General features: G+C 73.8%; 24 protein-coding genes. 18 read left to right on the forward strand and 6 right to left on the reverse strand.

All coding sequences use genetic code 11. The features are described from left to right. Position 1 precedes the first annotated feature (1 nt). The 7 genes from GA0070616_RS28375 to GA0070616_RS25705 all read left to right on the forward strand — a co-directional run bounded on the left by GA0070616_RS28375 (position 2) and on the right by GA0070616_RS25705 (position 6,576). A complete protein-coding gene (locus tag GA0070616_RS28375) occupies positions 2-757 on the forward strand; it encodes a hypothetical protein (protein ID WP_091088637.1) in 756 nt (251 codons plus the stop codon). A 203-nt stretch (positions 758-960) separates the two neighbouring features. Further along, complete coding sequence (egtA, locus tag GA0070616_RS25680; protein ID WP_091088641.1) at positions 961-2,196, forward strand: ergothioneine biosynthesis glutamate--cysteine ligase EgtA; 1,236 nt, start codon at positions 961-963, stop codon at positions 2,194-2,196. Beyond that, the gene (egtB, locus tag GA0070616_RS25685) at positions 2,193-3,530 is read left to right on the forward strand and encodes an ergothioneine biosynthesis protein EgtB (protein WP_425412971.1); all 1,338 of its coding nucleotides are present in this window, start codon (positions 2,193-2,195) and stop codon (positions 3,528-3,530) included. The genes egtA and egtB overlap by 4 nt, the downstream gene beginning before the upstream one ends. 28 nt (positions 3,531-3,558) lie before the next feature. Beyond that, positions 3,559-4,305, forward strand: coding sequence for an ergothioneine biosynthesis protein EgtC (gene egtC / locus GA0070616_RS25690; protein WP_091088644.1), 747 nt, complete (start codon positions 3,559-3,561; stop codon positions 4,303-4,305). A gap of 53 nt (positions 4,306-4,358) precedes the next feature. Then, entirely contained in the window at positions 4,359-5,324 is a 966-nt protein-coding gene (egtD, locus tag GA0070616_RS25695) for an L-histidine N(alpha)-methyltransferase (RefSeq protein WP_091088648.1), read from the forward strand. A gap of 260 nt (positions 5,325-5,584) precedes the next feature. After that, a complete protein-coding gene (locus GA0070616_RS25700; RefSeq protein ID WP_091088652.1) occupies positions 5,585-6,178 on the forward strand; it encodes a TMEM165/GDT1 family protein in 594 nt (197 codons plus the stop codon). A gap of 35 nt (positions 6,179-6,213) precedes the next feature. After that, positions 6,214-6,576 carry a DUF1622 domain-containing protein gene (locus GA0070616_RS25705; RefSeq protein ID WP_091088655.1) on the forward strand — a complete coding sequence of 121 codons (363 nt, stop codon included), beginning with the start codon at positions 6,214-6,216 and terminating at the stop codon, positions 6,574-6,576. 129 nt (positions 6,577-6,705) lie between these two features. Here GA0070616_RS25705 and nhaA read toward each other — a convergent pair whose 3' ends face one another. Beyond that, on the reverse strand, positions 6,706-8,037 hold the full coding sequence (nhaA, locus tag GA0070616_RS25710; RefSeq protein ID WP_091088658.1) for a Na+/H+ antiporter NhaA: 1,332 nt from the start codon (positions 8,035-8,037) through the stop codon (positions 6,706-6,708). 371 nt (positions 8,038-8,408) lie between these two features. Here nhaA and GA0070616_RS25715 point away from each other — a divergent pair, with 371 nt between their 5' ends. Then, entirely contained in the window at positions 8,409-9,869 is a 1,461-nt protein-coding gene (locus GA0070616_RS25715; protein WP_091088661.1) for a tyrosine-protein kinase domain-containing protein, read from the forward strand. Here GA0070616_RS25715 and GA0070616_RS25720 read toward each other — a convergent pair. Further along, on the reverse strand, positions 9,850-10,404 hold the full coding sequence (locus GA0070616_RS25720; protein WP_091088664.1) for an arsenate reductase/protein-tyrosine-phosphatase family protein: 555 nt from the start codon (positions 10,402-10,404) through the stop codon (positions 9,850-9,852). The two genes, GA0070616_RS25715 and GA0070616_RS25720, sit on opposite strands and share 20 nt — an antisense overlap. A gap of 162 nt (positions 10,405-10,566) precedes the next feature. Here GA0070616_RS25720 and GA0070616_RS25725 point away from each other — a divergent pair, with 162 nt between their 5' ends. The 3 genes from GA0070616_RS25725 (at position 10,567) to GA0070616_RS25735 (ending at position 14,311) form a co-directional block, all read left to right on the forward strand. Next, complete coding sequence (locus tag GA0070616_RS25725; protein WP_091088668.1) at positions 10,567-11,784, forward strand: glycosyltransferase family 4 protein; 1,218 nt, start codon at positions 10,567-10,569, stop codon at positions 11,782-11,784. Positions 11,785-11,895: 111 nt separating this feature from the next. Further along, complete coding sequence (locus tag GA0070616_RS25730; RefSeq protein WP_091088672.1) at positions 11,896-13,677, forward strand: DUF4012 domain-containing protein; 1,782 nt, start codon at positions 11,896-11,898, stop codon at positions 13,675-13,677. A gap of 13 nt (positions 13,678-13,690) precedes the next feature. Continuing rightward, complete coding sequence (locus GA0070616_RS25735; RefSeq protein WP_091088675.1) at positions 13,691-14,311, forward strand: hypothetical protein; 621 nt, start codon at positions 13,691-13,693, stop codon at positions 14,309-14,311. A 137-nt stretch (positions 14,312-14,448) separates the two neighbouring features. Here GA0070616_RS25735 and GA0070616_RS25740 read toward each other — a convergent pair whose 3' ends face one another. Next, positions 14,449-15,882 (reverse strand): MFS transporter, encoded by a 1,434-nt coding sequence (locus GA0070616_RS25740; RefSeq protein WP_091088678.1) that lies wholly within the window; start codon positions 15,880-15,882, stop codon positions 14,449-14,451. A 69-nt stretch (positions 15,883-15,951) separates the two neighbouring features. Then, on the reverse strand, positions 15,952-16,188 hold the full coding sequence (locus GA0070616_RS25745) for a hypothetical protein (protein WP_091088681.1): 237 nt from the start codon (positions 16,186-16,188) through the stop codon (positions 15,952-15,954). A gap of 135 nt (positions 16,189-16,323) precedes the next feature. Between GA0070616_RS25745 and GA0070616_RS25750 the strand changes: the two genes are divergently transcribed. The 4 genes from GA0070616_RS25750 (at position 16,324) to GA0070616_RS25765 (ending at position 19,803) form a co-directional block, all read left to right on the forward strand. Continuing rightward, positions 16,324-17,481, forward strand: a complete 1,158-nt coding sequence (locus tag GA0070616_RS25750; RefSeq protein ID WP_091088685.1) for a geranylgeranyl reductase family protein — start codon at positions 16,324-16,326, stop codon at positions 17,479-17,481. Between the two features lie 114 nt (positions 17,482-17,595). After that, the gene (locus GA0070616_RS25755) at positions 17,596-17,784 is read left to right on the forward strand and encodes a hypothetical protein (RefSeq protein WP_091088688.1); all 189 of its coding nucleotides are present in this window, start codon (positions 17,596-17,598) and stop codon (positions 17,782-17,784) included. Positions 17,785-17,877: 93 nt separating this feature from the next. Then, entirely contained in the window at positions 17,878-18,780 is a 903-nt protein-coding gene (locus GA0070616_RS25760; protein WP_091088691.1) for an SDR family oxidoreductase, read from the forward strand. 423 nt (positions 18,781-19,203) lie between these two features. Next, entirely contained in the window at positions 19,204-19,803 is a 600-nt protein-coding gene (locus GA0070616_RS25765; RefSeq protein ID WP_091088695.1) for a hypothetical protein, read from the forward strand. Between the two features lie 98 nt (positions 19,804-19,901). Here GA0070616_RS25765 and GA0070616_RS25770 read toward each other — a convergent pair whose 3' ends face one another. After that, entirely contained in the window at positions 19,902-21,272 is a 1,371-nt protein-coding gene (locus GA0070616_RS25770) for a hypothetical protein (RefSeq protein WP_091088698.1), read from the reverse strand. A gap of 247 nt (positions 21,273-21,519) precedes the next feature. Here GA0070616_RS25770 and GA0070616_RS25775 point away from each other — a divergent pair, with 247 nt between their 5' ends. Together GA0070616_RS25775 and GA0070616_RS25780 are read left to right on the forward strand one after the other, a co-directional pair. After that, positions 21,520-22,464, forward strand: a complete 945-nt coding sequence (locus tag GA0070616_RS25775; RefSeq protein WP_245712899.1) for a cell wall-active antibiotics response protein — start codon at positions 21,520-21,522, stop codon at positions 22,462-22,464. 43 nt (positions 22,465-22,507) lie between these two features. Next, on the forward strand, positions 22,508-23,479 hold the full coding sequence (locus GA0070616_RS25780; protein ID WP_091088702.1) for a pirin family protein: 972 nt from the start codon (positions 22,508-22,510) through the stop codon (positions 23,477-23,479). A gap of 327 nt (positions 23,480-23,806) precedes the next feature. On the opposite strand, the gene GA0070616_RS25785 is transcribed toward GA0070616_RS25780, so the two are convergent. Next, complete coding sequence (locus GA0070616_RS25785) at positions 23,807-24,079, reverse strand: DUF2795 domain-containing protein (protein ID WP_091088706.1); 273 nt, start codon at positions 24,077-24,079, stop codon at positions 23,807-23,809. 138 nt (positions 24,080-24,217) lie between these two features. Between GA0070616_RS25785 and GA0070616_RS25790 the strand changes: the two genes are divergently transcribed. Beyond that, positions 24,218-24,628, forward strand: a complete 411-nt coding sequence (locus GA0070616_RS25790; RefSeq protein WP_091088709.1) for a DUF2267 domain-containing protein — start codon at positions 24,218-24,220, stop codon at positions 24,626-24,628. Positions 24,629-24,630 lie beyond the last annotated feature (2 nt).

Consider the following 24,630-nt stretch of genomic DNA (forward strand, 5'->3'; position numbering starts at 1 on the left):
GATGATCTTCCGACGGTCCGGGCCCGACGCGGCCGACCTCGACGCCCTCCTCGCCGCGCCCCGCACCGGCGACCCGGCGGCCGACCCCGTGGCCGGCGTACTGCACGCCGCCGCCGCCCCGGCTCGCCCCGACGAACTCGCCGGCGAGGAAGCGGCCCTGGCCGCCTTCCGGGCCACCCGGGCCGCCGGCCCCGCCCCGGTCGCGCCGCAACGTCGTCGTCGCCCCGCCGCCGGTGCTGTGGCCTGGCTCGCGGGCGTGGCCGCCGTCGCCACCGCCGGAGCGGCGTTCGCCGCGGCGGCCCTCGACCAGCCGACCGCACCGCCGCCGCCCGGGCCCCAGGCACCCGCACCGCCCACCGCCCCGGCCACCGCGTCCGCGACGGCGGATCCGACAGCCACCGACGGCCGGGACGACTCCACCACCGGGGCGCCCACCACCCCCGACGGCGCGACCACCGCCCCGCCCGACGGCGCCACCGCCGTCCCGGCCCCCTCACCGACGCCCTCCACCAGCGGTGGCACCGCGCCCGGCGACTCGAACAGCACCGCCGACCTGGCGGGCAAGTGCCGGGCCTACCTGGCGAAGTCCCCGCGGCAGCGGGAGCGCGCCCTCGACACTCCCGCCTTCGCCGAACTGGTCGCCGCAGCCGGTGGGCGTGACCAGGTCACCGCGTACTGCGAGGGGCTGGTCCCGCAGGAGGCGTCCGCCCCGCGGGCCGGCTCCGACCCGAGCACCGCGCCGCCCCCCGCCGACTGACCACCCGCCACCGCCACCGCTTCCGGCCCCGCTCCGCCCCGTTCCGGTCCCTCCCGGCCGACCCGGCACACCGGAATCCGCCCGGCACCCGGAGTTCCTCTGCTAGACACAAGATGGTGACGCTGTGGACGCCCCCGTCGATGACGGTGGGTCGCGGTACGGTGACACCGGTCGAAGTAGGCGCGGGGAAGGGAGCCCGGTCTGTGGTGACGTCGCCCGAGGTGGACACGATCAACGTCCTGCGGGACCACGCCGCCGCGGCGGGTCATCTCGCCCGGATCTGCTTCAAGACCGGCCCCCCGACCCACACCGGCGTCGAACTGGAATGGACGGTCCACGACGCCGCCGATCCCGCCCGTGCGGTGGACGCGGCGCGACTGCGGGCGGCGCTCGGGCACCACAGCCCCGCCACCCTCGACCCCGCCAGCCCGGCCCTGCGGCTCGGGCACGGCGGCACGGTGACCGTGGAACCCGGCGGCCAGGTGGAGATCTCCACCCCTCCGCAGCCCTCCCTCACCACCCTCATCGCCGCCACCGGCACCGAGATCGCCCAGCTCACCGGCCTGCTGCGCGCGGCCGGACTGGTCCTCGGACACAGCGGCATCGACCCGCACCGGGTGCCCCGCGCGGTCCTCGACACGCCCCGCTACCGGGCCATGCGCACGATGTTCGACCGTCGCGGACCGGCCGGGCGGACCATGATGTACAGCACCGCCGGCCTGCAGATCTGCCTCGATGCCGGCCAACCGGACCAGGTTCCCGCCCGCTGGGCCATGCTGCACGCCGTCGGGCCGCCGCTGCTGGCCGCCTTCGCCACCGCCCACCGGCACGCCGGGCGCTCCACCGGGTGGGCGTCGGCCCGGATGGCTGCCTGGTGCGACATCGACCCCGCCCGCACCGCCCCGGTCTGGACGCCGCAGACCGCCGACCGGGACCCTGTCGCGGCCTGGACGGCGTACGCCCTCGCCGCCCCGCTGCTGTGCCTGCGCGCGGCCGACGGCGACTGGACCGCCCCGGCCGGCGTCACCTTCGCCGACTGGCTCGACGGCGCGCTACCCCGGCCGCCCACCACCGACGACCTCGAATACCACCTCAGCACCCTGTTCCCGCCGGTGCGCCCGCGCGGCTACCTGGAGGTGCGCTACCTCGACACCCAGCCGGGTGACGGCTGGCGGATACCGCTGGCGGTGCTGGCCGCCCTGCTCAGTGGCGCCGACATCACGGCCGAGGCCAGGGCCGCGGCGACCGGGGTGGCGCACCGCTGGTCCGCCGCCGCCCGCGCCGGCCTGGCGGATCCGGCCCTGGCCGCCGCCGCGGCGAGGCTGCTCGACCTGGCATTGACCGCCCTGCCCCGGCTCGGGCTGCCGGCGGCCCTGCACGACGAGATCGACCGAGGCGTACGGCGGCGCCGCGCCGCCGCGGGAAGGGGAGACCGGTGACCGGGACCACGACCGGGCGTACGGGCGCGGAGGAGCTGCGTGGCCGCATCGCCGCCGAACTGGAGCGCACCCGCGCCCGTACGGTGCTGCTGACCGACGCCGTCGACGACGCGGACCTGATGCGGCAGCACTCGCCGCTGATGTCCCCGCTGGTCTGGGACCTGGCCCACGTCGGCAACCAGGAGGAGTTGTGGCTGGTTCGTGACGTCGGTGGCCGGGAACCGGTCCGGCACGACATCGACGACCTGTACGACGCCTTCAAGCAGCCCCGTCGTGACCGCCCGTCGCTGCCGCTGCTGCCGCCGGCCGAGGCACGTGCCTACGTGGACACCGTCCGGAGCAAGGTGTTCGACCTGCTCGACGGCCTCGCGTTCAGCGACCGGCCGTTGGTGGCGGACGGCTTCGCCTTCGGGATGATCATCCAGCACGAGCAGCAGCACGACGAGACCATGCTGGCCACCCACCAGCTGCGTGCCGGCCGGGCCGTGCTGCACGCCCCGCCGCCGCCCGAGCCGGCCGTACGGGTCGGCGGGGAGGTCCTGGTGCCGGCGGGCCCGTTCACCATGGGCACCGACACCGACCCGTGGGCGCTGGACAACGAGCGGCCCGCTCACCGGGTCGACCTGCCGGCGTACGCGATCGACGCGACACCGGTGACCAACGGGGCGTACCGCGCGTTCATCGCCGACGGCGGCTACGACGAGCCGCGCTGGTGGACCGCCGAGGGCTGGCGACACCGGCGGGAGGCGGGGCTGAGCGCGCCGATGCACTGGCGGCGCGACGGCGACGGCTGGGCGTACCGGCGCTTCGGCCGCTGGTCGCCGGTGCGCGACGACGAGCCGGTGGTGCACGTCTGCTTCCACGAGGCGCAGGCGTACGCGACCTGGGCCGGCAAGCGCCTACCGACCGAGGCGGAGTGGGAGAAGGCGGCCCGCTTCGACCCGGCCACCGGGCGGTCCCGGCGCTACCCGTGGGGCGACGACGACCCGACCACCGCCCACGCCAACCTGGGGCAGCGGCACCTGTGGCCGGCGTCCGTCGGCGCGTACCCGGGCGGGGCCTCGCCGCTGGGGGTGCACCAGCTGATCGGCGACGTGTGGGAGTGGACGTCGACGGCGTTCCGGGGGCATCCGGGCTTCCGCGCCTTCCCCTACCGGGAGTACTCGGAGGTGTTCTTCGGCGACGACCACCGGGTGCTGCGCGGGGGGTCGTTCGGCACCGACCGGTCCGCCTGCCGGGGCACCTTCCGCAACTGGGACTACCCGGTCCGGCGTCAGATCTTCAGTGGTTTCCGCTGCGCCCGGGACGTCCACCCGGACGAGGTGACGCGGTGAGCGTGGACGGTGGGACGGTGTTCGGCTGATGTGCCGCCACCTGGCTTACCTGGGGCCGCCGGTCTCCCTGCGGGAACTGCTGTTCGACCCGCCGTACTCGCTGCTGCGCCAGTCGTGGGCCCCGCGGGACATGCGTGGCGGCGGGACGGTCAACGCCGACGGGTTCGGGGTCGGCTGGTATCCCGGCGACGGCGAGCCGGTGCGCTACCGGCGGGCCCAGCCGATGTGGAGCGACCCCACGATCGCCCAGCTGGCGGCTGTCACGTCGGCCGGCGCGGTGCTCGCCGCGGTCCGTTCCGCCACCGTCGGCATGGCGGTGCTCGACGGCGCCGCCGCACCCTTCGCCGAGGGGCGGTGGCTGTTCAGCCACAACGGGGTGGTCCGGGGCTGGCCGGACTCGATGGTGCCGTTGGCCGGCGGGTTGCCGGTGCGTGACCTGCTGACGCTGGACGCGACCACCGACTCGGCGCTGCTGTGGGCGCTGGTGCGGCACCGACTGCGGGCCGGGGTGAAGCCGGCTCGCGCCCTCGCCGAGACGGTCACCGCGGTCGCCGTCGCCGCGCCCGGTTCCCGCCTGAATTTGCTGCTCACCGATGGGCACACCGTGGTGGCCAGCGCGGCCGGCCATGCCCTGTCCCTGCGGGCGACGCCCGCGTCGGTGGTGGTGGCGTCCGAACCGCACGACGACGAGACCGGCTGGCGGGAGGTGCCGGACGGGCACCTGGTGGAGGCCACCGCGACGGGCGTGCGGGTGCGCGCCCTCGCGGAGGTGTGAGGCGCAGGCACGTCGATCCGAGCCACGTCGATCCGAGCCACGGAGGGAAGCACATGAGCGCGGAACCGCTGGAGATCCACCTGGAGGAGCAGGACCTGGGCCGCAGTCTGCGTCACGACGTCCGGGTCGGTCTGACGGCCGACCCGAAGTGGCTGCCGCCGAAGTGGTTCTACGACGCCCGGGGCAGCGAGCTGTTCGAGGAGATCACCCGGTTGCCGGAGTACTACCCGACCCGGGCCGAACGCGCGATCCTGGCCGGGCGCGCGGGGCTCGTCGCGGAGCTGACCGGCGCGAAGACGCTGATCGAGTTGGGCAGCGGTTCCTCGGAGAAGACCCGGCTGTTGCTCGACGCGTTCACCCGCCGGGGCGGGCTGGGCACCTTCGTGCCGTTGGACGTGTCGGACAGCGCGCTGCGCCGTTCGACGGCGCAGATCGCCGACGACTATCCGGGGCTGCGGGTGCGGGGCATCGTCGGGGACTTCACCCGGCACCTCGACCGGCTGCCGGCGGGCGGACGGCGCTTGGTGGTGTTCCTCGGTGGCACCATCGGCAACCTGCTGCCGGCCGAGCGGGCGAACTTCCTGGCCGCGATGCGGGCCGCCCTGGAGTCGGGGGACTGGCTGCTGATCGGCACCGACCTGGTGAAGGACCCGGCGGTGGTGGTGCCGGCCTACGACGACGCGGCCGGGGTGACCGCCGAGTTCAACCGCAACGTGCTGCGGGTGCTCAACCGCGAGTTGGGTGCCGACTTCGATCCGGAGGCGTTCACCCACGTCGCCCACTGGGATCCGGAGCGGGAGTGGATCGAGATGCGGCTGCGCGCCGAGCGGCCGATGCGGGTGCGGGTGCTCGACCTGACGGTCGAGTTCGCCGCGGGCGAGGAGCTGCGCACCGAGGTGTCGGCCAAGTTCCGCCCCGCGGGTGTCGCCGCCGAACTGGCCGCCGCGGGTTTCGTGGCCGAGGCGTTCTGGACGGACCCCGATGCCCTGTTCGGCGTCACCCTGGCCCGCGCCGACTGAGCCGGGCGGGGGCGGTGAGGGCCACGCCGGTCCGCCCCCGCTGGTGCGGATCTCCACCCCCGCGGCGGACCTCCGCCCGGCTGGGCTAGGGTGGTCGCGCGAAGGGGAGTAGCCCCCAATGTCGTGGTCGACACACTGGTGCGTCGCGCACCCGGCCACGCGGCCTCGTTGCACGGGGCGGGCGAGACCTTCGACCCAGGCTGTCACAGCCGGGTCGAGGGCGCCCCGTACCTCCTCCCGGCCTGATCCGGAAGGATGTCATGGAGGGTTTCCTCGTCGCGCTGGTGGTCAGCTTCGGCGTCATCTTCGTCGCCGAGCTGGGAGACAAGTCCCAGCTCATGGCGCTGACCTTCGCCACCCGCTTCCGCACCGTGCCCGTGCTGATCGGGATCACCGTCGCCACCGCCGTGGTGCACCTGGTCTCGGTGGCGATCGGGTACGGGCTGGGTGCGGCCCTGCCCACCGGCTGGATCGCCCTGGTGGCGGGCCTGGCCTTCTTCGGGTTCGGGGCGTGGACCCTGCGCGGGGACACGCTCACCGAGGAGGAGAAGCGCAAGGCGGACAAGGGCGGCACGTCGGCCGTGGTGGCGGTGGGGGTGGCCTTCTTCCTCGCCGAGCTGGGTGACAAGACGATGCTGGCGACGATCACCCTCGCCACCCAGTACGGCTGGTTCGGCACCTGGGTGGGCTCCACCGTCGGCATGGTGGCGGCGGACGCGCTCGCCATCCTGGCCGGCCGGCTGCTCGGCCGGAAACTGCCGGAACGGACCATCAGGTACGGCGCGGCCGTGCTCTTCGCGGCCTGCGGGCTGTGGCTGGTGCTGGACGCGGCGGGCCAACTGGGCTGGATCTGACGACTAACGCCCGCCCGCCCGGGTAACGCTCCCGGGTGGAGCCGGGGGACGTGCTGCGCTCGGGGCACGAGGTGCTCGTCACGATCGTGGAGAGCGCGGGCGCGGTGGTCATCTTCGTCGGCGCCGTCTGGGCCGCGCTGCGGTTCGTCTGGGCCGGACTGCGAGGGCGGGACGCCGTCGGGTTCACCGTCATCCGACTGTCCCTGGGCCGGTTCCTCACTCTCGGCCTGGAGTTCCAGCTCGCAGCGGACATTCTCCGTACGGCGTTCGCGCCGACGCTCGCGCAGATCGGTCAGCTCGCGGCCATCGCCGCGATCCGGACCGCTCTGAACTTCGTCCTGAGGTGGGAGGTCGAGCAGGAGCAGCGGCAGGTGGGGCAGTCGGGCGGCGGCGGGTGAGGCCCGGCCGGCCACGGGCGCCGTGGCGGGCGACCGGCCTCGGGTGTGCCCGGAGCCGACCCCCGCCGATCACCGGTCGACAACCGCCGGAACCGACCGGGCGCCGACGGACGGCGCCCGGTCGGGCGCTCAGCCGCCCGGCTGCTGGTAGACGTCGGGGACGCCGTCCTGGTTGACGTCGACCTGCTCCTTGAGGGCGATCCGCCGGTACGCCGCGTTGCGGCGGGCCAGCACCACCGTGGCGGCCACCGCGGAGATCAGCGACCCGGCCAGCACGGCGGTCTTGACGTTGTCGCCGGAGGCGCTGTCCACCCCGAAGGCCAGCTCGCCGATCAGCAGCGAGACGGTGAAGCCGATGCCGGCCAGGAACGACACTCCGAGCAGGTCGGTCCAGGTGATGTCCTCGTCGAGTTCCGCCCGGGTGAACCGGGCCAGCAGGAACGTCGAGCCGAGGATGCCCACGCACTTGCCGACCACCAGGCCGAGCACGACGCCGAGCACGATCGGGTCGGTCACCACGGCCCCGAGGTCGGCCCCGCGCAGCGACACCCCGGCGGCGAAGAACGCGAAGACGGGCACCGCGAAACCGGCGGAGATGGGCCGCCAGCGGTGCTCCAGGTGTTCGGCCAGCCCGTTCCTGGCGTCACCGTCGCCGTCCTTGCCGCGCAGCACGGGGACGGTGAAGCCGAGCAGCACGCCGGCGACGGTGGCGTGCACCCCGGAGGCGTGCACCAGCGTCCAGGCGACCAGGGCCAGCGGGATGAGCGCCCACCACCACGTCTTGCGCTTCTGCACGAGCAGGCCGAACAGGGCGATGGGCACCAGGGCCCCCAGCAGCGGCAGCAGGCTGAAGCCCTCGGTGTAGAAGATGGCGATGATGGTGATGGCGAACAGGTCGTCGACGACGGCGAGGGTGAGCAGGAAGGCCCGCAGCCCCTGCGGCAGATAGGAGCCGATCACCGCGAGCACGGCCAGGGCGAACGCGATGTCGGTCGCCGTGGGGATGGCCCAGCCGCGCAGCCCTTCGCCGCCGCCGATGAGGTTCACCCCGACGTAGATGAGGGCGGGTAGCACCATGCCGCCGACGGCGGCCACCACCGGCAGCGCCGCCCTGCGGGGGTCGCGCAGCTCACCGGCGACGAACTCGCGTTTGAGTTCGAGACCCACCACGAAGAAGAAGATCGCCAGCAGGCCGTCGGCGGCCCACTTGGCCAGGCTGAGGTCGAGGTGCAGCGACTCGCCGCCGGACCACGGCACCCACTTGCCGAGCGCGGTGTAGGTGTCGCCCCAGGGAGAGTTGGCCCAGACCAGCGCGATCACCGCACCGACCAGCAGCAGGGCGCCGCCGACCGTCTCGGTGCGCAGCACGTCGGCGAGGAATCGGGCCTCCGGCCAGGACGTGCGGGAGAAGAGTCGGCGGTAGCCACCCGGGCGTTCGGTGGGCGGGGTGCGGTCGGACATGCGTGTGGTCCACCTCGTGGCTCGAGAAGGGCAGCGGAAAGCCAATCGCCGACCAGTCTTCCCGGCACACCTCCTGCGACCCTATCCAGCGCGCCGGCCCGTCGCGAGTGTGGCGGAAGCGAGACCGCCCACATCCTGGCCGGCTTCGTCACCGGTCGGAACCCGCCGTCCCGTTTTTCCACGCCCGGAAAGCGATTCCCGGCGGCCCCTGTCGAGGTTGGGTATGACGGCGCACATCGTCACCGGATAAAACGCATAACTCCGGACATAGCGCGCATGAAGCGCTTTAATGGTTTCACGAGATTCAAGTCGACCTTGGGGGTTTTCGTGAAGTTCTTTGGCGTTACCGGCCCGGTACGGGGGCGCGCCTGATGGACCTGTACCGCCAACTTCGTCTCGTGCGCCGGCACTGGTGGATCGTGCTGGTCACCCTGATGGTGGCGCTGGGCACGACCGCGCTGGTCACCATCCGCAGCGAACCCCGCTACGTGGCCTCGGTGACGTTCTTCGTCACCACGCCCAGCGAGGGCGTCGCCGCCGCCTACCAGGGTGGGCTGTTCCTTCAGCAGCGCATCAAGTCGTACGCGGACCTGCTGGTCAGCGACCGCCTGGCGCAGAGCGTCGTGGCGGAGGGCCAGGTCGGCCTCACCGCCGAGCAGATCCAGGGCCGGGTCAGCACCTCCACGGAGACCGGCACGGTGCTGCTGCGCGCCTCGGTCACCGACACCGACCAGACCCGCGCGCTGAAGCTCACCGAACTACTCTCGGCGAAGTTCGTCGACCTGGTGCAGAAGGTCGAGACGCCGCCGAGCGGCGAACCCGGGCCCATCAAGATCGAGATCGTCAGCGGCCCCCGGGTCTCCGCGAGCCCGGTCTCCCCGCAGCCGCTGCGCAACTTCACCATCGGCGGTCTGCTGGGCCTCGTCGCGGGCGTGGCGCTGGCCGTCCTGCGCGGCATGGCCGACGTGCGGCTGCGCGACGCGGCCGGCCTCCAGCGCGTCACCGGCAGCCCCCTGCTCGGGGAGATCCCGCTGGACACCGCGGCGCGCACGGCCCCGCTGATCGTCGGCGAGGCGGCGACCTCGGCCCGCGCCGAGGCGGTCCGCAAACTGCGCACCAACCTGCGTTTCGTCGACGTGCACGAGCCGGCCCGGGTCATCGCCGTCACCAGCGCCCTACAAGGCGAGGGGAAGACGACCATGTCCTGCAACCTGGCCATCGCGTTGGCCGAGGCCGGGTGGCGGGTGCTGCTGGTCGACGCCGACCTGCGCCGGCCCAAGGTGGCCGACTACCTGGGCCTCGACGGCGGCGTCGGGCTCACCGACGTGCTGGTGGGCGACGTCCAGGTCGGCGACGTCGTGCAGCGCTGGGGCGACAAGTCGCTGCTGGTGCTGCCCAGCGGCTCCACGCCGCCCAACCCCAGCGAGCTGCTCGGCTCCAAGGCGATGGCCGACCTGCTGCTGGGTCTGCGGGAGTCGGCCGACATCGTCATCATCGACACCGCGCCGCTGCTGGCGGTCACCGACGGAGTCGTGGTCGCCGTGCAGTCCGACGGCGCGCTGCTGGTCTCCCAGCAGGGCCGCACCTCCCGTACGCAGGTCGCCGCGGCGGCCCGGGCGCTGCACGCGGTCTCGGTGCGCCTGCTGGGTTGCGTGCTCAACATGGCCAAGGTGCCCAAGGCGGACGCGTACCAGTACGAGGCCTACCGGGTGGTGGCCGGGCTGGGCACCCCGTCGGTCCCGGCGGACCGGGCCACGTCCGGCCGGCACGCCGAGCACGCGGCGGCTGGCGTGAGCGACCGGACGCAGGAACTCACCCGGCTGCCCCGATGAGGGTGGCGAAGGGACGCAGCGACCGCTCGATCTCCTCGGCGCACCGCCGGAAGTCGGCGGCGGTGCCGCCGATCGGGTCCTTGAGGTCGTCCGCGTCTGCGGCGGCGGGCTGCATTCCCGACCGGGCGCGGGCCGCCGCCGCCACCGCGGCCCGCAGCAGGTCCTCGGTCGGGTCCACCCGGGGCTCGACGGCCGCCGCCAGCCGCCCGAACTGGCGCAGCGTGAAGGTGCGGTGCAGGGCCGCCGGGGCCAGTGCCGTACAGACCGAACGCTGGCGGCGGGTGGCGGTGAGCACCAGCGACGCCCCCGTCAGGTACTCGGGCAGCAGGGGCCGGCTACGGAAGGCCGTGGGGTCGCAGCCCGTGGCGGCGGCGATCGCCGCCGCGTACGGGTGCATCTGGAGCCCCTCGACAGCGTCGGTGCCGGCGCTGGCGACCTCGACCGGCCGGCCGGCGAGCACCCGGCGGGCGAGGTATTCGGCCATCGGCGACCGGCACAGGTTGGCGTGGCAGACGAACAACACCTTGTCGACCATCTGTTTCCCTCTCGTCGGCGGGGTCGCGGGCACGGTCGCCGCGATCCCGGGCGGGTCGCGGGGGCGACCGCCGTCGGAGGGGTTGCCGGCATCGTACGCGCGCGGCGGTGCCCGCGCGTCGCGTGCCGCGCCGGCCGGCCGGGCCGTCAGCGGGGTGAGCCGGTGCGGATCGGCATCCTGACCTACCACTTCCCGCCCGAGCCCGCGTTCGTCCCGGCCAGCCTCGCCGAACAGTTGGCCGCCCGGGGCCACGAGGTGCGGGTGCTCACCGGCTTTCCCGACTATCCGGGCGGCCACGTCTACCCCGGCTGGCGGCAGCGTTGGCGGCACGAGTCGCGCAGCGAGCGGCTCACCGTGCGCCGGCTGCCCCGGTACTGCGGCGGCGACGGCTCCGTGCGCAGCCGGGTGGCCTCGTGGCTGTCGTTCGCCGGCAGCGTCGCGGTGACCGGCCGCCGGTTCCTCGCCGACGTCGACGTGCTGTACGTGCACCAGCCGCCGGCCACCGTCTTCGCCTCCGCCGCCCTGGCCCGGTTGCTTCCCCGGCTGCCCATGGTGCTGCACGTGCCCGATGTGTGGGCCGAGGATGTCGTCGGGGGTGCCCCCGGCGGGCGGTGGCCGGCGCGACTGACGGCGGCGATGACCCGGACCTACCGGGCCGCGGCGGGCGTGGCGGTCGCCACGTCGTCGCTGCGCGACGCGGTGGTCGCCGCCGGGGCGGACCCGGCCCGGGTCCGGGTGGTGCGTACCTGGACCGACGAGCGGATCTTCCGCCCCACCGAGCCGGGGCCGCAGGCCCGCCGCCTGGTCCGCCGGGACGGCCGACGCGTGGTGATGCACGCGGGGACGATCGGCGTACGGCACGGCCTGGAGACGGCGGTGCGGGCGGCGGCGACGCTGGGCGACACGATGGACCTGGTGTTCGTCGGGTCCGGCGGGCAGGAGCGGCGGGTGCGGAGGCTCGCCGCGGAGCTGCGGGCCGACAACGTACGTTTCGTGCCGCGGCGTTCGCCGTTGGAGATGCCCGAGTTGTACGCCGCGGCCGACTACCAGTTGGTGATGCTGCGTGACCTGCCCGAGCTGCGCGGTGCGCTGCCGGGCAAGCTGCCCGCGGTGCTGTCCTGCGCCGCCCCGGTGGTCGCCTCGGCGGCGGGGGACACGGCGGCCCTGGTGGAGCGCGCCCGTGCCGGGCTGTCGTGCCCGCCGGAGGACTGGGCGCAGCTCGCCGACCGGTTCTGGCTGGCCGCGACCATTCCGCCGGCGGCGCGGACGGAGATGGGCCGACGCGGCCGGGAGGCGTACCTGCGGGAGATGTCGCTGTCGGCGGGGGTGGACCGCGTCGAGGAGATGCTGCGTGGGGCCGCCGTCACGCGAACGTCCTGACCGGCGAGCGGCACTCACGTACCGGTCAAGAGCGTCATTCCCGACCCACGTCGATCGTTAGGTGTTAAGAACAATGGTGCCTTCTGTCCGAATCCTGGAGTGGAGAGCGGAGTGACGCAGAGCGAGAGCCCGCGTCGGCGGCGGTCCCGCCGGCGCCGACGTCGTACCCGGCTGCGTCGTGCCCTGCTCACCGCGCTGGTGGTGGGGTCGGTGCTGCTGACCTCGGCCGGCTGGGTCGGGTTCCGGGGCTGGCAGGCCCGCGCCCACCTGCTCAACGCCGCCGGACTGGCCGGCGAACTGAGCGCGCAGGTGGTCGGTGGGGACACCGCCAGGGCGCACCGCACCCTGGCCGCCCTCCAGCAACAGGCGGGCGCGGCCCGGGCCGTCACCTCGGACCCGGGGTGGTGGGTGGCCCGACGCACCCCCTACGTCGGCGACGACCTGACGGCGGTACGCCAGATCGCGATCGCGATCGACGACCTGGCCCGCGCGGCGTTCCCGGCGCTGCTGCGCACCGATCTGACCGGGCTGGTGCCGCGCGACGGGCAGCTCGACGTCGGCCGGCTGCGGGCCGTCGGCGCGGAGTTGTCCGAGGTGGACCGGGAGGTGCAGCGCGTCCGCGCCGACCTGACGGCGGTGCCCGTCGAAGACCTGGTCGCCGAGGTCCGCGCCGCGTTGGTCCGGTTGCGTGACGAGATCGACCAGGTGGCGGCGCTGACCGCCGCGGCGGACCGGGCCACCCGCCTGCTGCCGCCGCTGCTCGGGATGGACGGGGCGCGGCGCTACCTGCTGGTGTCGCAGAACCCGGCCGAGCTGCGTGCCACCGGCGGCATGATCGGGGCGTACGCCGTCCTGGAGGCCGACCGGGGCCGGATCCGGATGGGCCGCCAGGGTGCCAGTGGTGACCTGGGGATGTTCGATCCGCCGTTGAAGCTGCCGGCCGAGGTGCGACGGCTCTGGGCGGATCTGCCGGGCAGATATCCGGCCGACGTGAACCTCACCCCGCACTTCCCGACCGCAGCGGCCCTCTACCGGGAGATGGTCCACCGCCGCACCGGTGTGCGGGTCGACGGGGTGATCGCCATCGACCCGGTGGTGCTGTCCTACCTGCTCCGGGCCACCGGTCCGGTGATGGTTCCCGGCGGTACGCCGCTGACCAGCGAGAACGCTGTCAAGACACTGCTGAGCGACAGCTACCGGCGGCTGGACCACCGGGCGCAGGACCGCTACTTCGCGGCAGCCGCCGCGGCGGTCTTCGACGCCTTCCTCACGAAGAATGTTGACCCTAAGGTGTTGTTGTCCGCATTTGACCGTGCTATCACCGAACGCCGGATATTGTTCTGGAGTGCCCACCCGGCGGAACAGCGGACGTTCGGCGACAGCCGGATGACCGGGACGCTTCCGGACCAGGACACCGTGCCGACGGTCGGCGTGTTCCTCAACGACGGCAGCGGCGCGAAACTCGGCTACTACCTGCGGCCGACCGCCACCCTGGCGGTCGGGGACTGTCACCACGACGGTCGTCGCGAACTGCGGCTGCGGGTGACCCTCACCTCGTCGGCGCCGACGTCCGGGCTCAACCGGTCCGTCCTCGGCCTCGGCCTGGCGGGAGACCCGTACACCGTCCGCACGTTCGTCTCGGTCTACAGCCCGGCGGGCGGTGCGGTGCTCGAGGCCCGACTCGACGGCGCGGCAACGTCGGTCGCCACCGGCACCGAGCGCCGCCGCCAGGTGGCCACGGCGAACGTCGAGGTCCCGGCGGGCGGCACCCGGAGCCTGGAGGTCTCCGTGCTGACCGGACGGACCCGTGCCGGAGCCGCCGAGCTGTGGCTCACCCCGACCGCCACCCCATGGACCACCCAAGTAGTTACCGCACCAAGCTGTGACCAGTAGGAGGGAACCAAAAATGCGGCTATCCCGCATCATCATGGCGCTCGCGGTCGGTATGGCCGTGGTGGCCGTGCCGACCGCGGCGGGGGCGGCACAGCCGCAGCCGGCGCCCACGATCACCGATACGCCCCAGCCACCGCCGTACCCGCCCGCCGTCGCCTCGCTGACGGTCAGCCGGTCCACGATCTTCCTCGGGGAGTCGGTCGTCCTCTCCGGCAGCGGCTTCGCGCCCAACGAGACGGTCGACATCGTGGTGTCGGTGAATCCGCTCGCCGCGCCGGCACCCGGCCTGGCCCGGCGCGGTGACGGCAGCACCGTCGCCCTGAGGCCGGTGGCCTTCCAGGCGAACGCGCCGCTCAGCTTCACCGTGCAGACCAACGCGGCCGGTGAGTTCAGCACCACGTACACCCCGGACGTGACAGGCCGGCTCATCTTCACGGCGACCGGTCGCGAGTCGGGCCGCACCGCCACCACGGAACTGCGGGTGCTGCCCAAGCGCCAGCCGTTGCCGGTGACGGGCAGCAGCCTCGACACGCCGATGAAGGTCGGTGGCGGGCTGGTCGGCGCGGGCGCCGTCCTGCTGCTCACCACGCTGGTCTGGCGTCGCCGCCGGTTCGGCTCGGGAGCGGCCCACTGATCCGTGCAACGACCCGGGCAGTGCCCGGGGTGCGAGATGCGTGCCCGTCGGACCTGGTCCGGCGGGCACCGTCGCGTCGGGTCGACAGCGGGTTGCGGCATGGGTGCCCGGACAGGGCACGGGCCGCCGACGCACGCTCATCGGCGGTGGTTGCCGACGATCTCCACCAGCGCGGCGACCAGCGCCAGGGTGATGATTCCGGCCGCCAGCAGCAGGGACCGCCCGAAGGCGGTGGTCCAACCGTCGTCGCCCACGGCGGAGAAGAACACCGCCCCGACGGCCGCGATGCCGGCGGCCGAACCGACCCGCTGCCCCGTCTGCAACATCCCCGCACCGCTGCCGGCCTGGGGCACGGGCACCTGCGACAGGGTCAGCGTCTGGTTCGGCGCGATCACCAGGCCGCTGCCCAGCCCCGCCACCAGCAGCGGCGCGGCGGTCACCCAGGGCACCGGAACACCGTCGGGCACCAGCGTCAGCACCCCGACCACCGCTGCCAGGCCCGCCACCACCGTGGCCAGTCCCACCGCCACCAGCCGCCGGCCGAACCGGTCGACGATCCGCCCACCGATCGCGGACGTGGCGGCGGAGCCCAGCGCGAACGGGGTGATCGCCAGGCCGGCGACCAGGGCGCTGTACCCGAGCCCGTTCTGCAGGTACAGGGTGAACACGAAGAAGATCGCGGTGAAGCCGCCGAAGTAGACCAGGGCGATCAGCGAACCGAGCGCGTACGACCGCAGCCGGAACAGCCGCAGGTCGAACAGGGGCTCGTGGCGTCGCCCGTACCACCGCTCCCAGACCCCGAACCCGGCCAGCGTCAGCAGGCCGGCGGGGACGAGCAGCCACCAGGCGGTTCCCCGCCACTGCTCGCGTTGGATCAGCGGCAGCAGGACCAGGGTCACCCCGATGCCGAGCAGCAGCACTCCGACCGGATCCAGTGGGCGGTGACCGGGGGCGCGGGTCGGCCGGGCGGGCAGCAGCCGCCAGCCCAGGACGACGGCGACGATCCCGACCGGAACCTTGACGAAGAACACCCAACGCCAGCCGTGCTCCGTGCCGCCGCCGGCGATGAGCAGCCCGCCGAGCAGCGGCCCCACGGCGGTGGACACGCCGATGGTCGCGCCGAGCAGGCCGAACGGGCGGCCCCGCTCCGGCCCCCGGAACAGCTGCTGGATCAGCCCGGTCACCTGCGGGTTGACCAGGCCGGCGGCGGCGCCCTGAAGCAGCCTGGCGGCGACCAGCCAGTCGGGGGAGCGGGCCGTCCCGGCCAGCGCACTGGTGAGAGTGAACAGGGCGATGCCGAGCACGAACGCGTTGCGCCGGCCCCGGACGTCGCCGAAGCGTCCGGCGGGCACCAGCACCAGCCCGAACGTCAGGGCGTACCCGGACAGCACCCACTGCAGGTCGCTGGGGGACGCGCCGAGCGCCGCCTCGATCGACGGGACGGCCACGTTGACGATGCTCACGTCGAGCAGCGTCATGAACGCGGCGACCAGCCCCACCCCGAGGGCCTGCCAGCGTCGCCGGTCGTCCGGCGGATCGGTCGTGCCGGCCGCAGCGGACGCCGGGCTCATGGTGACTGGCCCTCCGTCGGTCGCGGATCCCCGAGCGCCACCCCGCCTGCGGGGCGACGACGTGGGCCGTCAGGTCAACTGCTGCGCACAGAACCGGGGGCCGAAGTCGAGCCCTGCCATCGGGGAGTCCTCCCGGTGCAGCAGGTTCTTCTCGGTGAGCAGGTGCAGCGGGGCGTGCAGCTGCTCCTCGCTCAGGCCGCACTCCTCGGCGATCAGGTCCGGGTAGGGCACCTGCCCCCGTGCCTCCAGGGCCGCCACCGCGTCGTACACCCGTGCCTCGACGTCCGACAGCTGCACCTGTTGCATGGCGTCCTCCTTCTGCTCCCGCCTCGCGCGGGCGGTCCGCCGCGCGGTTACCCCCTGCCGAGGCGAAGATGCGCGTGGCATGCCGGCCGTCGTGCCGCCGCCCGCGCACCGCCGACGTCGCCTAGGCTGCACCGGGTGACGGTCTGGGATCTGGCGGTGGTCGGTGGCGGGCCGGCGGGGCTGTCCGCCGCGTACGTCGCCGCCCGCGCGGGCGCGCGCACCCTGGTGGTGGAGCGCGCGACGCATCCGCGGTACAAGACGTGCGGCGGCGGGCTGATCGGCACCTCACTGGCGGCGGTGCGCGAGCGGATCGAGGTTCCCACCCACGACCTGGTCGACCGGGTCACGTTCACCCGCGACGGCCGGCGGGGCTTCACCCGGCGGCATTCGGCCGGGCCGCTGGTGGCGATGGTCCGCCGCGAGGAGTTCGACGACCGGTTGCGGGCCGCGGCGATCGCCGCCGGGGCGCAGGTCCGTCAGGGAGTCGCGGTCCGGGCGCTCGAGCAGGAAACCGACGGGGTACGCCTGCGGCTGGCCGACGGGACGGGTGTGCGGGCGCGGGCGATGGTCGGCGCGGACGGCTCCTCCGGGGTCAGCGCCCGGCACGTGGGGGTCCGTCACCGGCAGGTCGACCTGGGTCTGGAACTGGAGCTGCCGGTGCCGCCCCCGGAGCAGGAGCGCTGGCGGGGTCGGGTGCTGCTGGACTGGGGGCCGCTGCCCGGCTCGTACGCGTGGGTCTTCCCGAAGTCCGACCGGCTGACCGTCGGGGTGATCGCGGCGCGGGGCGAGGGGGAGCGGACCCGGGCCTACCTGCGCCGGTTCGTCGAGCGGCTGGGGCTGTCCGGGGTGGAGCCGGCACACGACTCGGGGCACCTGACCCGCTGCCGCACCGAGGACGCGCCGCTGCGGCGGGGGCGGGTCCTGGTCGCCGGGGACGCGGCCGGGCTGCTGGAGCCGTGGAGCCGGGAGGGGATCAGCTACGCGCTGCGGTCCGGGCAGTTGGCGGGGGAGGCGGTCGTGGCCGGCGACCTGGCGGGATACGAGCACGCGGTGGGTCGGGCGCTCGTGCCGGCGATGCGGGCCGGCCACCGCCTGCTGGATGTCTTCTCCCGTCGCCCGGAGGTGTTCCACGCGGCGTTGGCCAGCCCGCCGGGCTGGCGCATGTTCGTGGGGTTCTGTCAGGGCCGGTCGAGCTTCGACGAAACCCTGCAACGGGTTCCGGTACGGGCGGCGTTGACCCTGCTCGACCGCCTCCCGGCAGCCAGGAGAGCCGTAGCGGACCTGCCGTCGTGACCGGCGTGGCGACCGAGGTGCCGCCAGCCCTTCTCCCAGGATCCTAGGACGCCTTGGCGGTGGTGTCGCCTCGCACCGATGCCCGACACTGTCCCTGTCGGAAGGGGAGCCACCATGGCCCGGACACCCGAACCGTTCACCGACGACGAGTACGCGTTCCTGCGCCACGCCCGCTTCGGGGAACTGCCCCCCGCGGTGCGTCCCGAGGAACGGATCGCTGCCACCGAGACCGACGCGCGACGCGACCGCCCCGAACCGGCCGACGGTCCACACCGGTGGGACCTGCGCCACGGCGGAATCTGACCGACCGTCCCGACCGGCACCGTTTTCGCCCATGCACGCGGGGTAGGGCATCCGGCAGCCCATCCGTGACCAGCATGCGCGAGGAGATCGTCCGTGAGCGAGGATCAGCACACCCAGCAGGACCCCACCACTCAGTACGGCCAGCGGTCGGGCCAGCCGAACCAGCAGCAGTCGCCGCCCGGCCGTACGGGCGAGATGGCACCGGAGCCGGACCACGGGGAGGAGACCTACCGGGGTACCGGCAAGCTCGACGGGAAGAAGGCGGTGATCACCGGCGGTGACTCGGGCATCGGCCGGGCCGTGGCGATCGCCTTCGCCCGGGAGGGCGCCGACGTGCTGATCTCCTACCTGGGCGAGGAGGAGGACGCCGACGCGCGGGAGACCGTCCGGCTGGTCGAGGCGGCCGGCCGCACCGGTGTGGCCGTTCGCGGCGACATCGCCGACGAGGGCACCTGCCACGAGCTGATCGACCGGGCTGTGCGCGACCTCGGCGGCATCGACATCCTGGTGAACAACGCCGCGTACCAGATGGCGCAGGACAAGGGCATCGCCGGAATCAGCACCGAGCAGTTCGACCGGGTGTTCAAGACCAACCTGTACGCGATGTTCTGGCTGTGCAAGGCGGCCCTTCCGCACCTGGGCGAGGGAGCCACCATCATCAACACGTCCTCGATCCAGGCGTTCGACCCGTCTCCGCAGCTGCTCGACTACGCCACCACGAAGGCGGGCATCGCCAACTTCACCAAGGCACTGGCCGCGGATCTCGCCGACCGGGGGATCCGGGTCAACGCGGTGGCGCCGGGGCCGATCTGGACGCCGCTGATCCCGGCCACCATGCCGGAGGGCAAGGTGGAGAAGTTCGGCCAGGACACCCCGCTCGGGCGTCCCGGCCAGCCGGCCGAACTGGCACCCGCGTACGTCTTCTTCGCCTCCCAGGAATCCAGCTTCGTCACCGGAGAGATCCTCGGTGTCACCGGTGGCCGGTTCACCAAGTGAGCCGACGCCGTCGGCGGGGCACGCCCGGTGGCCCCGCCGACGGCCGGTCCTCGGTCGGGCGGATGGCCAGCCTGTGCACCGACCGGGGCCGGCACGCATGTCTGCCAAGGTGAGCGGTCTGGGGCCTGGTGTCCGGTTTCGGGGTGTGGTCGGGGTCGCCCGCGGGTGGGAATGGCGGGTGGGTGGGGGTGGTTGTGTGGGGTGGCTGATCGAGCAGGGCCCGTGCCACCTCGGGTGCCGCGACCCCCCGGTGGGTTCCGGGGAATGGGTCGGGCCGGTCGGTGGTTACACATGGTCCCGGCGCCGTGAGGGGCATCCCCCGGTACCGGACATTCCCCCTTGGTTCTTTGAGCGCCTGTCGGTGCTTGCACCCACCGTGTCCCCCCTTGTGGTGGGTGTCGACCCCCGAACGGAGCTGTTGTCATGACCTCGAAGCTGCTGCGTAAGAGTGTGTTGGGTGTTGCTGGTCTGGCGTTTGCCGGTGGCATGGTTGCTGGTCCGGTTTCGGGTGCGGTCGCCGCGCCGGCCGAGGCTGCCCCGGTGACGGCGGTCGTGCAGGCCGAGAAGGCGGGTAAGCCGGACATGGGCAAGCTGGTGCCGCATGGTGTGCAGGGCGCCCAGTCGCGTATCGACCTGTCCGACGAGCAGGTCGCCAACGCCAGGGCGATCATCGCGGCGACGAAGAAGGCCGGGATGGACGAGCGTGCCGCCGTGGTCGCGATCGGTACCGCGTTCCAGGAGTCGAAGCTGGAGAACCTGGGCCATCTGGGTGACCGTAACGACCACGACTCGCAGGGCCTGTTCCAGCAGCGTCCGTCCAGCGGGTGGGGCACGGTGGAGCAGATCACCGACCCCGAGTACTCGACCCTGGCGTTCCTGAAGGGCCTCAAGCAGGTCGACGGCTGGCAGGACATGCCGCTGACCGTGGCCGCGCAGACCGTCCAGGTCTCGGCGTACCCCGACCACTACGCCCAGTGGGAACAGCAGGCCGCCGACCTCGTCGCCGAACACTGGAACAGCTGACCCCCCCGGACCGACCCACACAGACTTTCCACACAGGGGGAACCAACCGCTGGCCGGCACCCGACACCGGGTGCCGGCCAGCGGCGTACGCGAGGGTGTCAGCAGGCGGGGTAGAGACGTCGGGTGCCCACTCCGGCGGCGTACGCGGTCCGGTCGCTGAACCGACATCCGTAGCCGGGAGCGGCCACCACCCTCGGGTCGGTCACCGTGTCTCCGGCGGGCCGGCTGCCGGTGCGTACCCACGACACCAGGTCGTCCCAGGCGGCCCCCGCCTCGGTGGGGGTGAACTCGCAGTGCTGCGCGGCGCGGATGGCGCGCTGCACCACCAGTCGGCTCTTGCCGTGTCTCGCCACGTCCCGGGCGTAGACCTGCTCCATGCTGAACGGCACGAACAGGTCGCCGAGGTTGTGCAGGCTGACCACCGGCGCGGTGGGCCGACCGGCGATCCGGGGCACCTCGGTCAGGGTGGGCAGCAGCCGTTGCAACACGTTCTCCGGGGCGACTCGCTGCACGGCGGCGTTCACGTCGACCGGGGAGTTCGGCCGGTACCGGGTCAGCAGGTTGGTGGCGAGTTGCCCGGGGCGTTCGGCGGGGGAGTCGCCACCGTCGGTGGTGCTGATGGCGAAAAGGAAGTCCTTCCACACCGCGAACGACGCCTCCGCGCCGGGGCGGGGCCCGCCGGAGCGCGCGATGGTGATGTCCCGCAGTTGTCGGCCGCGCGGGTCGACGATGTCCGGGCTGGTCGGGGTGACCCCGGTGAGGCCCAGCGCCACCTGGATGCGCGGGACGGCGTTGGTCAGGTAGTCAGGTGGCGTGGGGTAGGCGCGCACCCCGGCGAGGGCCTGGGCGACGAGGTTGTAGTCGAGGAAGAAGTCGAGCAGCGCGTGGTCGCCGAGCACCCCGCACATCGGCAGGCCGCCGGCGTAGAAGCCCGGAAACTGCTCCAGCGACCGGGCGATGACGTAGCCGCCCATCGACACCCCGGCCAGATAGGTGCGGTGCGGACGCTTCACCAGTCGGCGGAAGTGGTCGGCCAGGTCCTTCGTGGCGAGCACCCCGGCCCGGATGTCGAAGCCGTTGCGGTAGTACGACGAGGCGGCCCAGGCGTACCCCTGTTCGAGGAGGCGCTGGCGCAGCCCGAAGCCGGGCGTCTCCGGGGTGAGCACCGGGTCGTGGCCGCGGTAGCCGTGCGCCCACATCACCAGGTCACCGTTCCAGGCGGCGGGAACCTCGATGATGTAGCCGGAGTGCCGGTGCACGCCCTGCCGGACAGTGGTGGGTGTGCCGCCGACGACCAGCGGGGCCAGCGGCGGGTTACTGATGGTGTAGCCGGGCAGCGGCTGCGTGCCGTCGGAACGGCGGTCCGGGCCGGCGGTCGCCGGCGCTGCCCCGGCGAGGCCCACCGCGAGGGTGAGGGCCACGCCGGCGGCCAGCAGCCGTCGGAGGGTACGGGTGGTGGCGGACAGCATCGGCTCTCCCTCGGACGGTGGTCGCCCGGGTGAGCGGGCGGGACGGGTGCCTACCGACCGGTAGGGATCTGACCGTAGGCCCGCGGTTTCGCCGGTGTCAATGACCGCCTGACCGCTCGGTCAGTCAGCCGGACGGCCCCGCCCCACCGCCGCTCACCCCCCGCATCCAGGGCGGACCGCCGTCCCGACTGATCCGCGGTGTCCCCGCGTCCGTACTGCGGGTCGGGGACTGTGAGAGGGAGGCAGGATGGCGGTGTCGGGGCAGGAGCCGGACCACCGGGCGCACCCGGAGGAACTGGCACAGGGCGGCGACGCGGAGACGATGCCCGAGATCACGGTGTTCGGGGACGCTGCGCCGGTCCCCGGCGTACCCGCCGACGAGACCCGGTCGTCGTGGCCGTACGGGGCCCGGCTGCTGGCCGCCGCCGCGGTGGTCGTGCTGGTCCTCGGGGCCGTCGCCATGGTGCTGACGCTCTCCGACACCCGGCGGCTCGGCGACGCCCTCACCGGCAGCCGGCGGGTGCCGGTTCCCCCGGTCACCGTGGCCGGTCAACCCGGAGGGCTGGGTGCCGCCGCCGATCGGCCCTTCGACTCGGCGCCCCTGGCCGGTCGACAGCGGGCCACGTTCGAGCTGGTCGACGGACTGACCGTCGTCGACCTGCGGATCGAGGACCTGGGCGACGAGCTGTATCGCGTCGCCGCCCCGCAGGGCTCGGCGGTGCGCCCGCGACCCGAGGTGCGCGGAGACCGGGTACGACTGCGGGTGACGCGTGCCGGCGGCACCGGCCCGGGCGCGGTCGAGGTGCTGCTCACCTCACGGGTGGCGTGGCGACTGCGGTTCACGGGCGGGGTGACCGAGCAGCGGCTGGATCTGGCCGGCGCGCGACTTGCCGGGCCGGTGGAGTTGGCCGGCGGTGCCACCCGCACCGACCTGACTTTGCCCCGGATCCGGGGTTCCCTGACGGTGCGGATGACCGGTGGGATGAACGACCTCACCGTCACCGTTCCGGACGGCCCTCCGGTGCGGGTCCGCGCCGCGTCCGGTGCCGGCACCGTCCGGGTGTACGACGTGCGCGACGCCGGCGTGGCGGCCGGTGCCCTGATCGGCTCACCGAACTGGGACCGGTCGGCCGACCGGGTCTACCTCGACCTGGTCGCCGGGGCGAACACGGTCACCGTCAGGGCCGGCTGACGAGGCCGGTCCCCGACGGCCCGCGGCGGCGTACGCTCGGGCGGTGGAGCGCACCGAATCGATGCCGGCGCAGACCCGACCTCCCGGCATGGCGACGGCCGATCCCGGCAGTGTTCTGCTGCCGGGGCACGACGTGCCGCTGGGCCGCTACACGACGGTGCGGCGGCTGCTGCCGCAGCGGCAACGGCGGATGATCGGCGCCTGGTGCTTCGTCGACCACTTCGGCCCCGACGACGTGGCCCACCGGCCCGGCATGGAGGTGCCGCCGCACCCGCACACCGGCCTGCAGACCGTCACCTGGCTGCTCGACGGGGAGATCCTGCACCGCGACAGCCTCGGCAACATCCAGCCGATCCGACCCGGTCAGCTCAACGTGATGACCTCCGGGCACGGCATCGCCCACTCCGAACGCTCACCCGAACGGCATCCGCCGGTGATGCACGGGGTGCAGCTGTGGGTGGCGCTGCCCGACCCGGCCCGCTCCGGGCCGGCCGCCTTCGCCCACCACGCCGACCTGCCCCGCTGGCGCGACGGCGACGCCGACGTCACCCTGCTGGTCGGCGAGCTGGCGGGGCAGCGGTCCCCGGCGGTGGTGCACACCCCGCTGCTCGGCGCGCAGGTCGAGCTGCGCGGTGTCGCGCCGACCACCCTGCCCTCGCGCCCCGACTTCGAGTACGGGCTGCTCGCCCTGTCCGGTGCCGCGCGGGTGGACGACGTGCCGCTGGCCCCGGGTGCGCTGCTGTGGCTGGGGGCCGGGCGGGAGACGCTGACCCTGGGCGGCACCGCCGGCACCCGGCTGCTGCTGCTCGGTGGCACGCCGTTCGAGGAGCCCCTCGTCATGTGGTGGAACTTCGTGGGTCGCTCGCACGAGGAGATCGTCGCCGCCCGCGAGGACTGGACGACCGGCCGGCGCTTCGGCGTGGTGGCCGACGACCCGGCTCCGCCGCTGCCCGCGCCGGCGCTGCCCGGCACCCGGCTCAAGGCCCGCGACCGCAGTGGCGGTGTCCACGGCTGACCTGCGGGGCGTGGGGTTCGCGCGGGCAGCACGACAGCCCTACCGACCATGATCGTTCGGGTGTTCTCCGCCACACGTCGGCGGTTTCTGGCCGTTCGGCTGATGGGCTTGACGTAAGGTGTAGGCGGCAGTGATGCCCGCCCGGTTCGGGCGAACGTCACCCGCCTGGTGGGCGCGACCCGGTTCGGGCGCGCATCGTCACCAGCGCAGGTTTCCAGGCGCCCCGGGACGCGGTTCGCGACCCGGGGTGCCGGCGTGCGTGGGGCCGTCCACCTGGCCGCCGGCCGCATCGCGGTCGCCCGCGCCGTCGGCGGTTCCCGCGCCGGGTCAGATGCCGCGCAGGTGCTGTGACACCCGCTGGTGCCGCTTGTCGCGGGCCTGCTCCGCCCGCTGCGCCGCATCCACCTCCGGCGCGGCGTCGATCCCGGCGGAGCGCGCGACCTCGGTGTCGTTGGCGTACCGCACCGGCGGCAGGGCCCGCAGGGCACGCAGCACGTCCGGCGGCGCGCCCTCCCGTTCGGCCTCACGCAGCACGGCGTCCTTCTCGGCCGGGTAGTCCAGGCTCGACAGGTACTGCAGGACGTCGGCGTAACTGGCCATGGTGTCGGCTCCTCGCAGGCTCGGGTCCGGTCACGACCGGCGGCGGTTACCCGCCCGGCCGGCGGTCACGCGCCCCGGGACGGATCGTTTCCGCGCCGGGTCCGCGGGTAACCGGCCGCCGTCGAAAGGGAGTACGCGATGAACTACGACACCTTCGTCGACCAGGTGGCCTGGCGTACCGGGACCGCACCGCAGCGGGCGGTGGAGCTGACCCTTGCGACGCTGGAGACCCTCGCCGAGCGGCTGACCGGCGGGGAGATGCTCGACCTCGCCACCCAGCTGCCGCGACCCCTGGCGATCGTGCTGCGCCCCACGCCGCACACCGAGGCGGCGGACCGGTTCGGTGCCGCCGAGTTCGTCGCCCGGCTGGCCCGACGGGGCGGCGTCGAGGAGCCCGCCGCCCGCGACGTCGCGCGGGCGGTGTTCGTCACCCTGCGGGAGGCGGTCACCGGCGGCGAGTTCGACGAGCTGATCACCCAACTGCCCCGCGACTACCGCGACATCGTCGAACCCGCACTGGCCCCCGGTGCCACCCTGCGTCGCGCCTGAGC

This window comes from Micromonospora nigra (genome assembly GCF_900091585.1).
Taxonomy (GTDB): domain Bacteria; phylum Actinomycetota; class Actinomycetes; order Mycobacteriales; family Micromonosporaceae; genus Micromonospora; species Micromonospora nigra.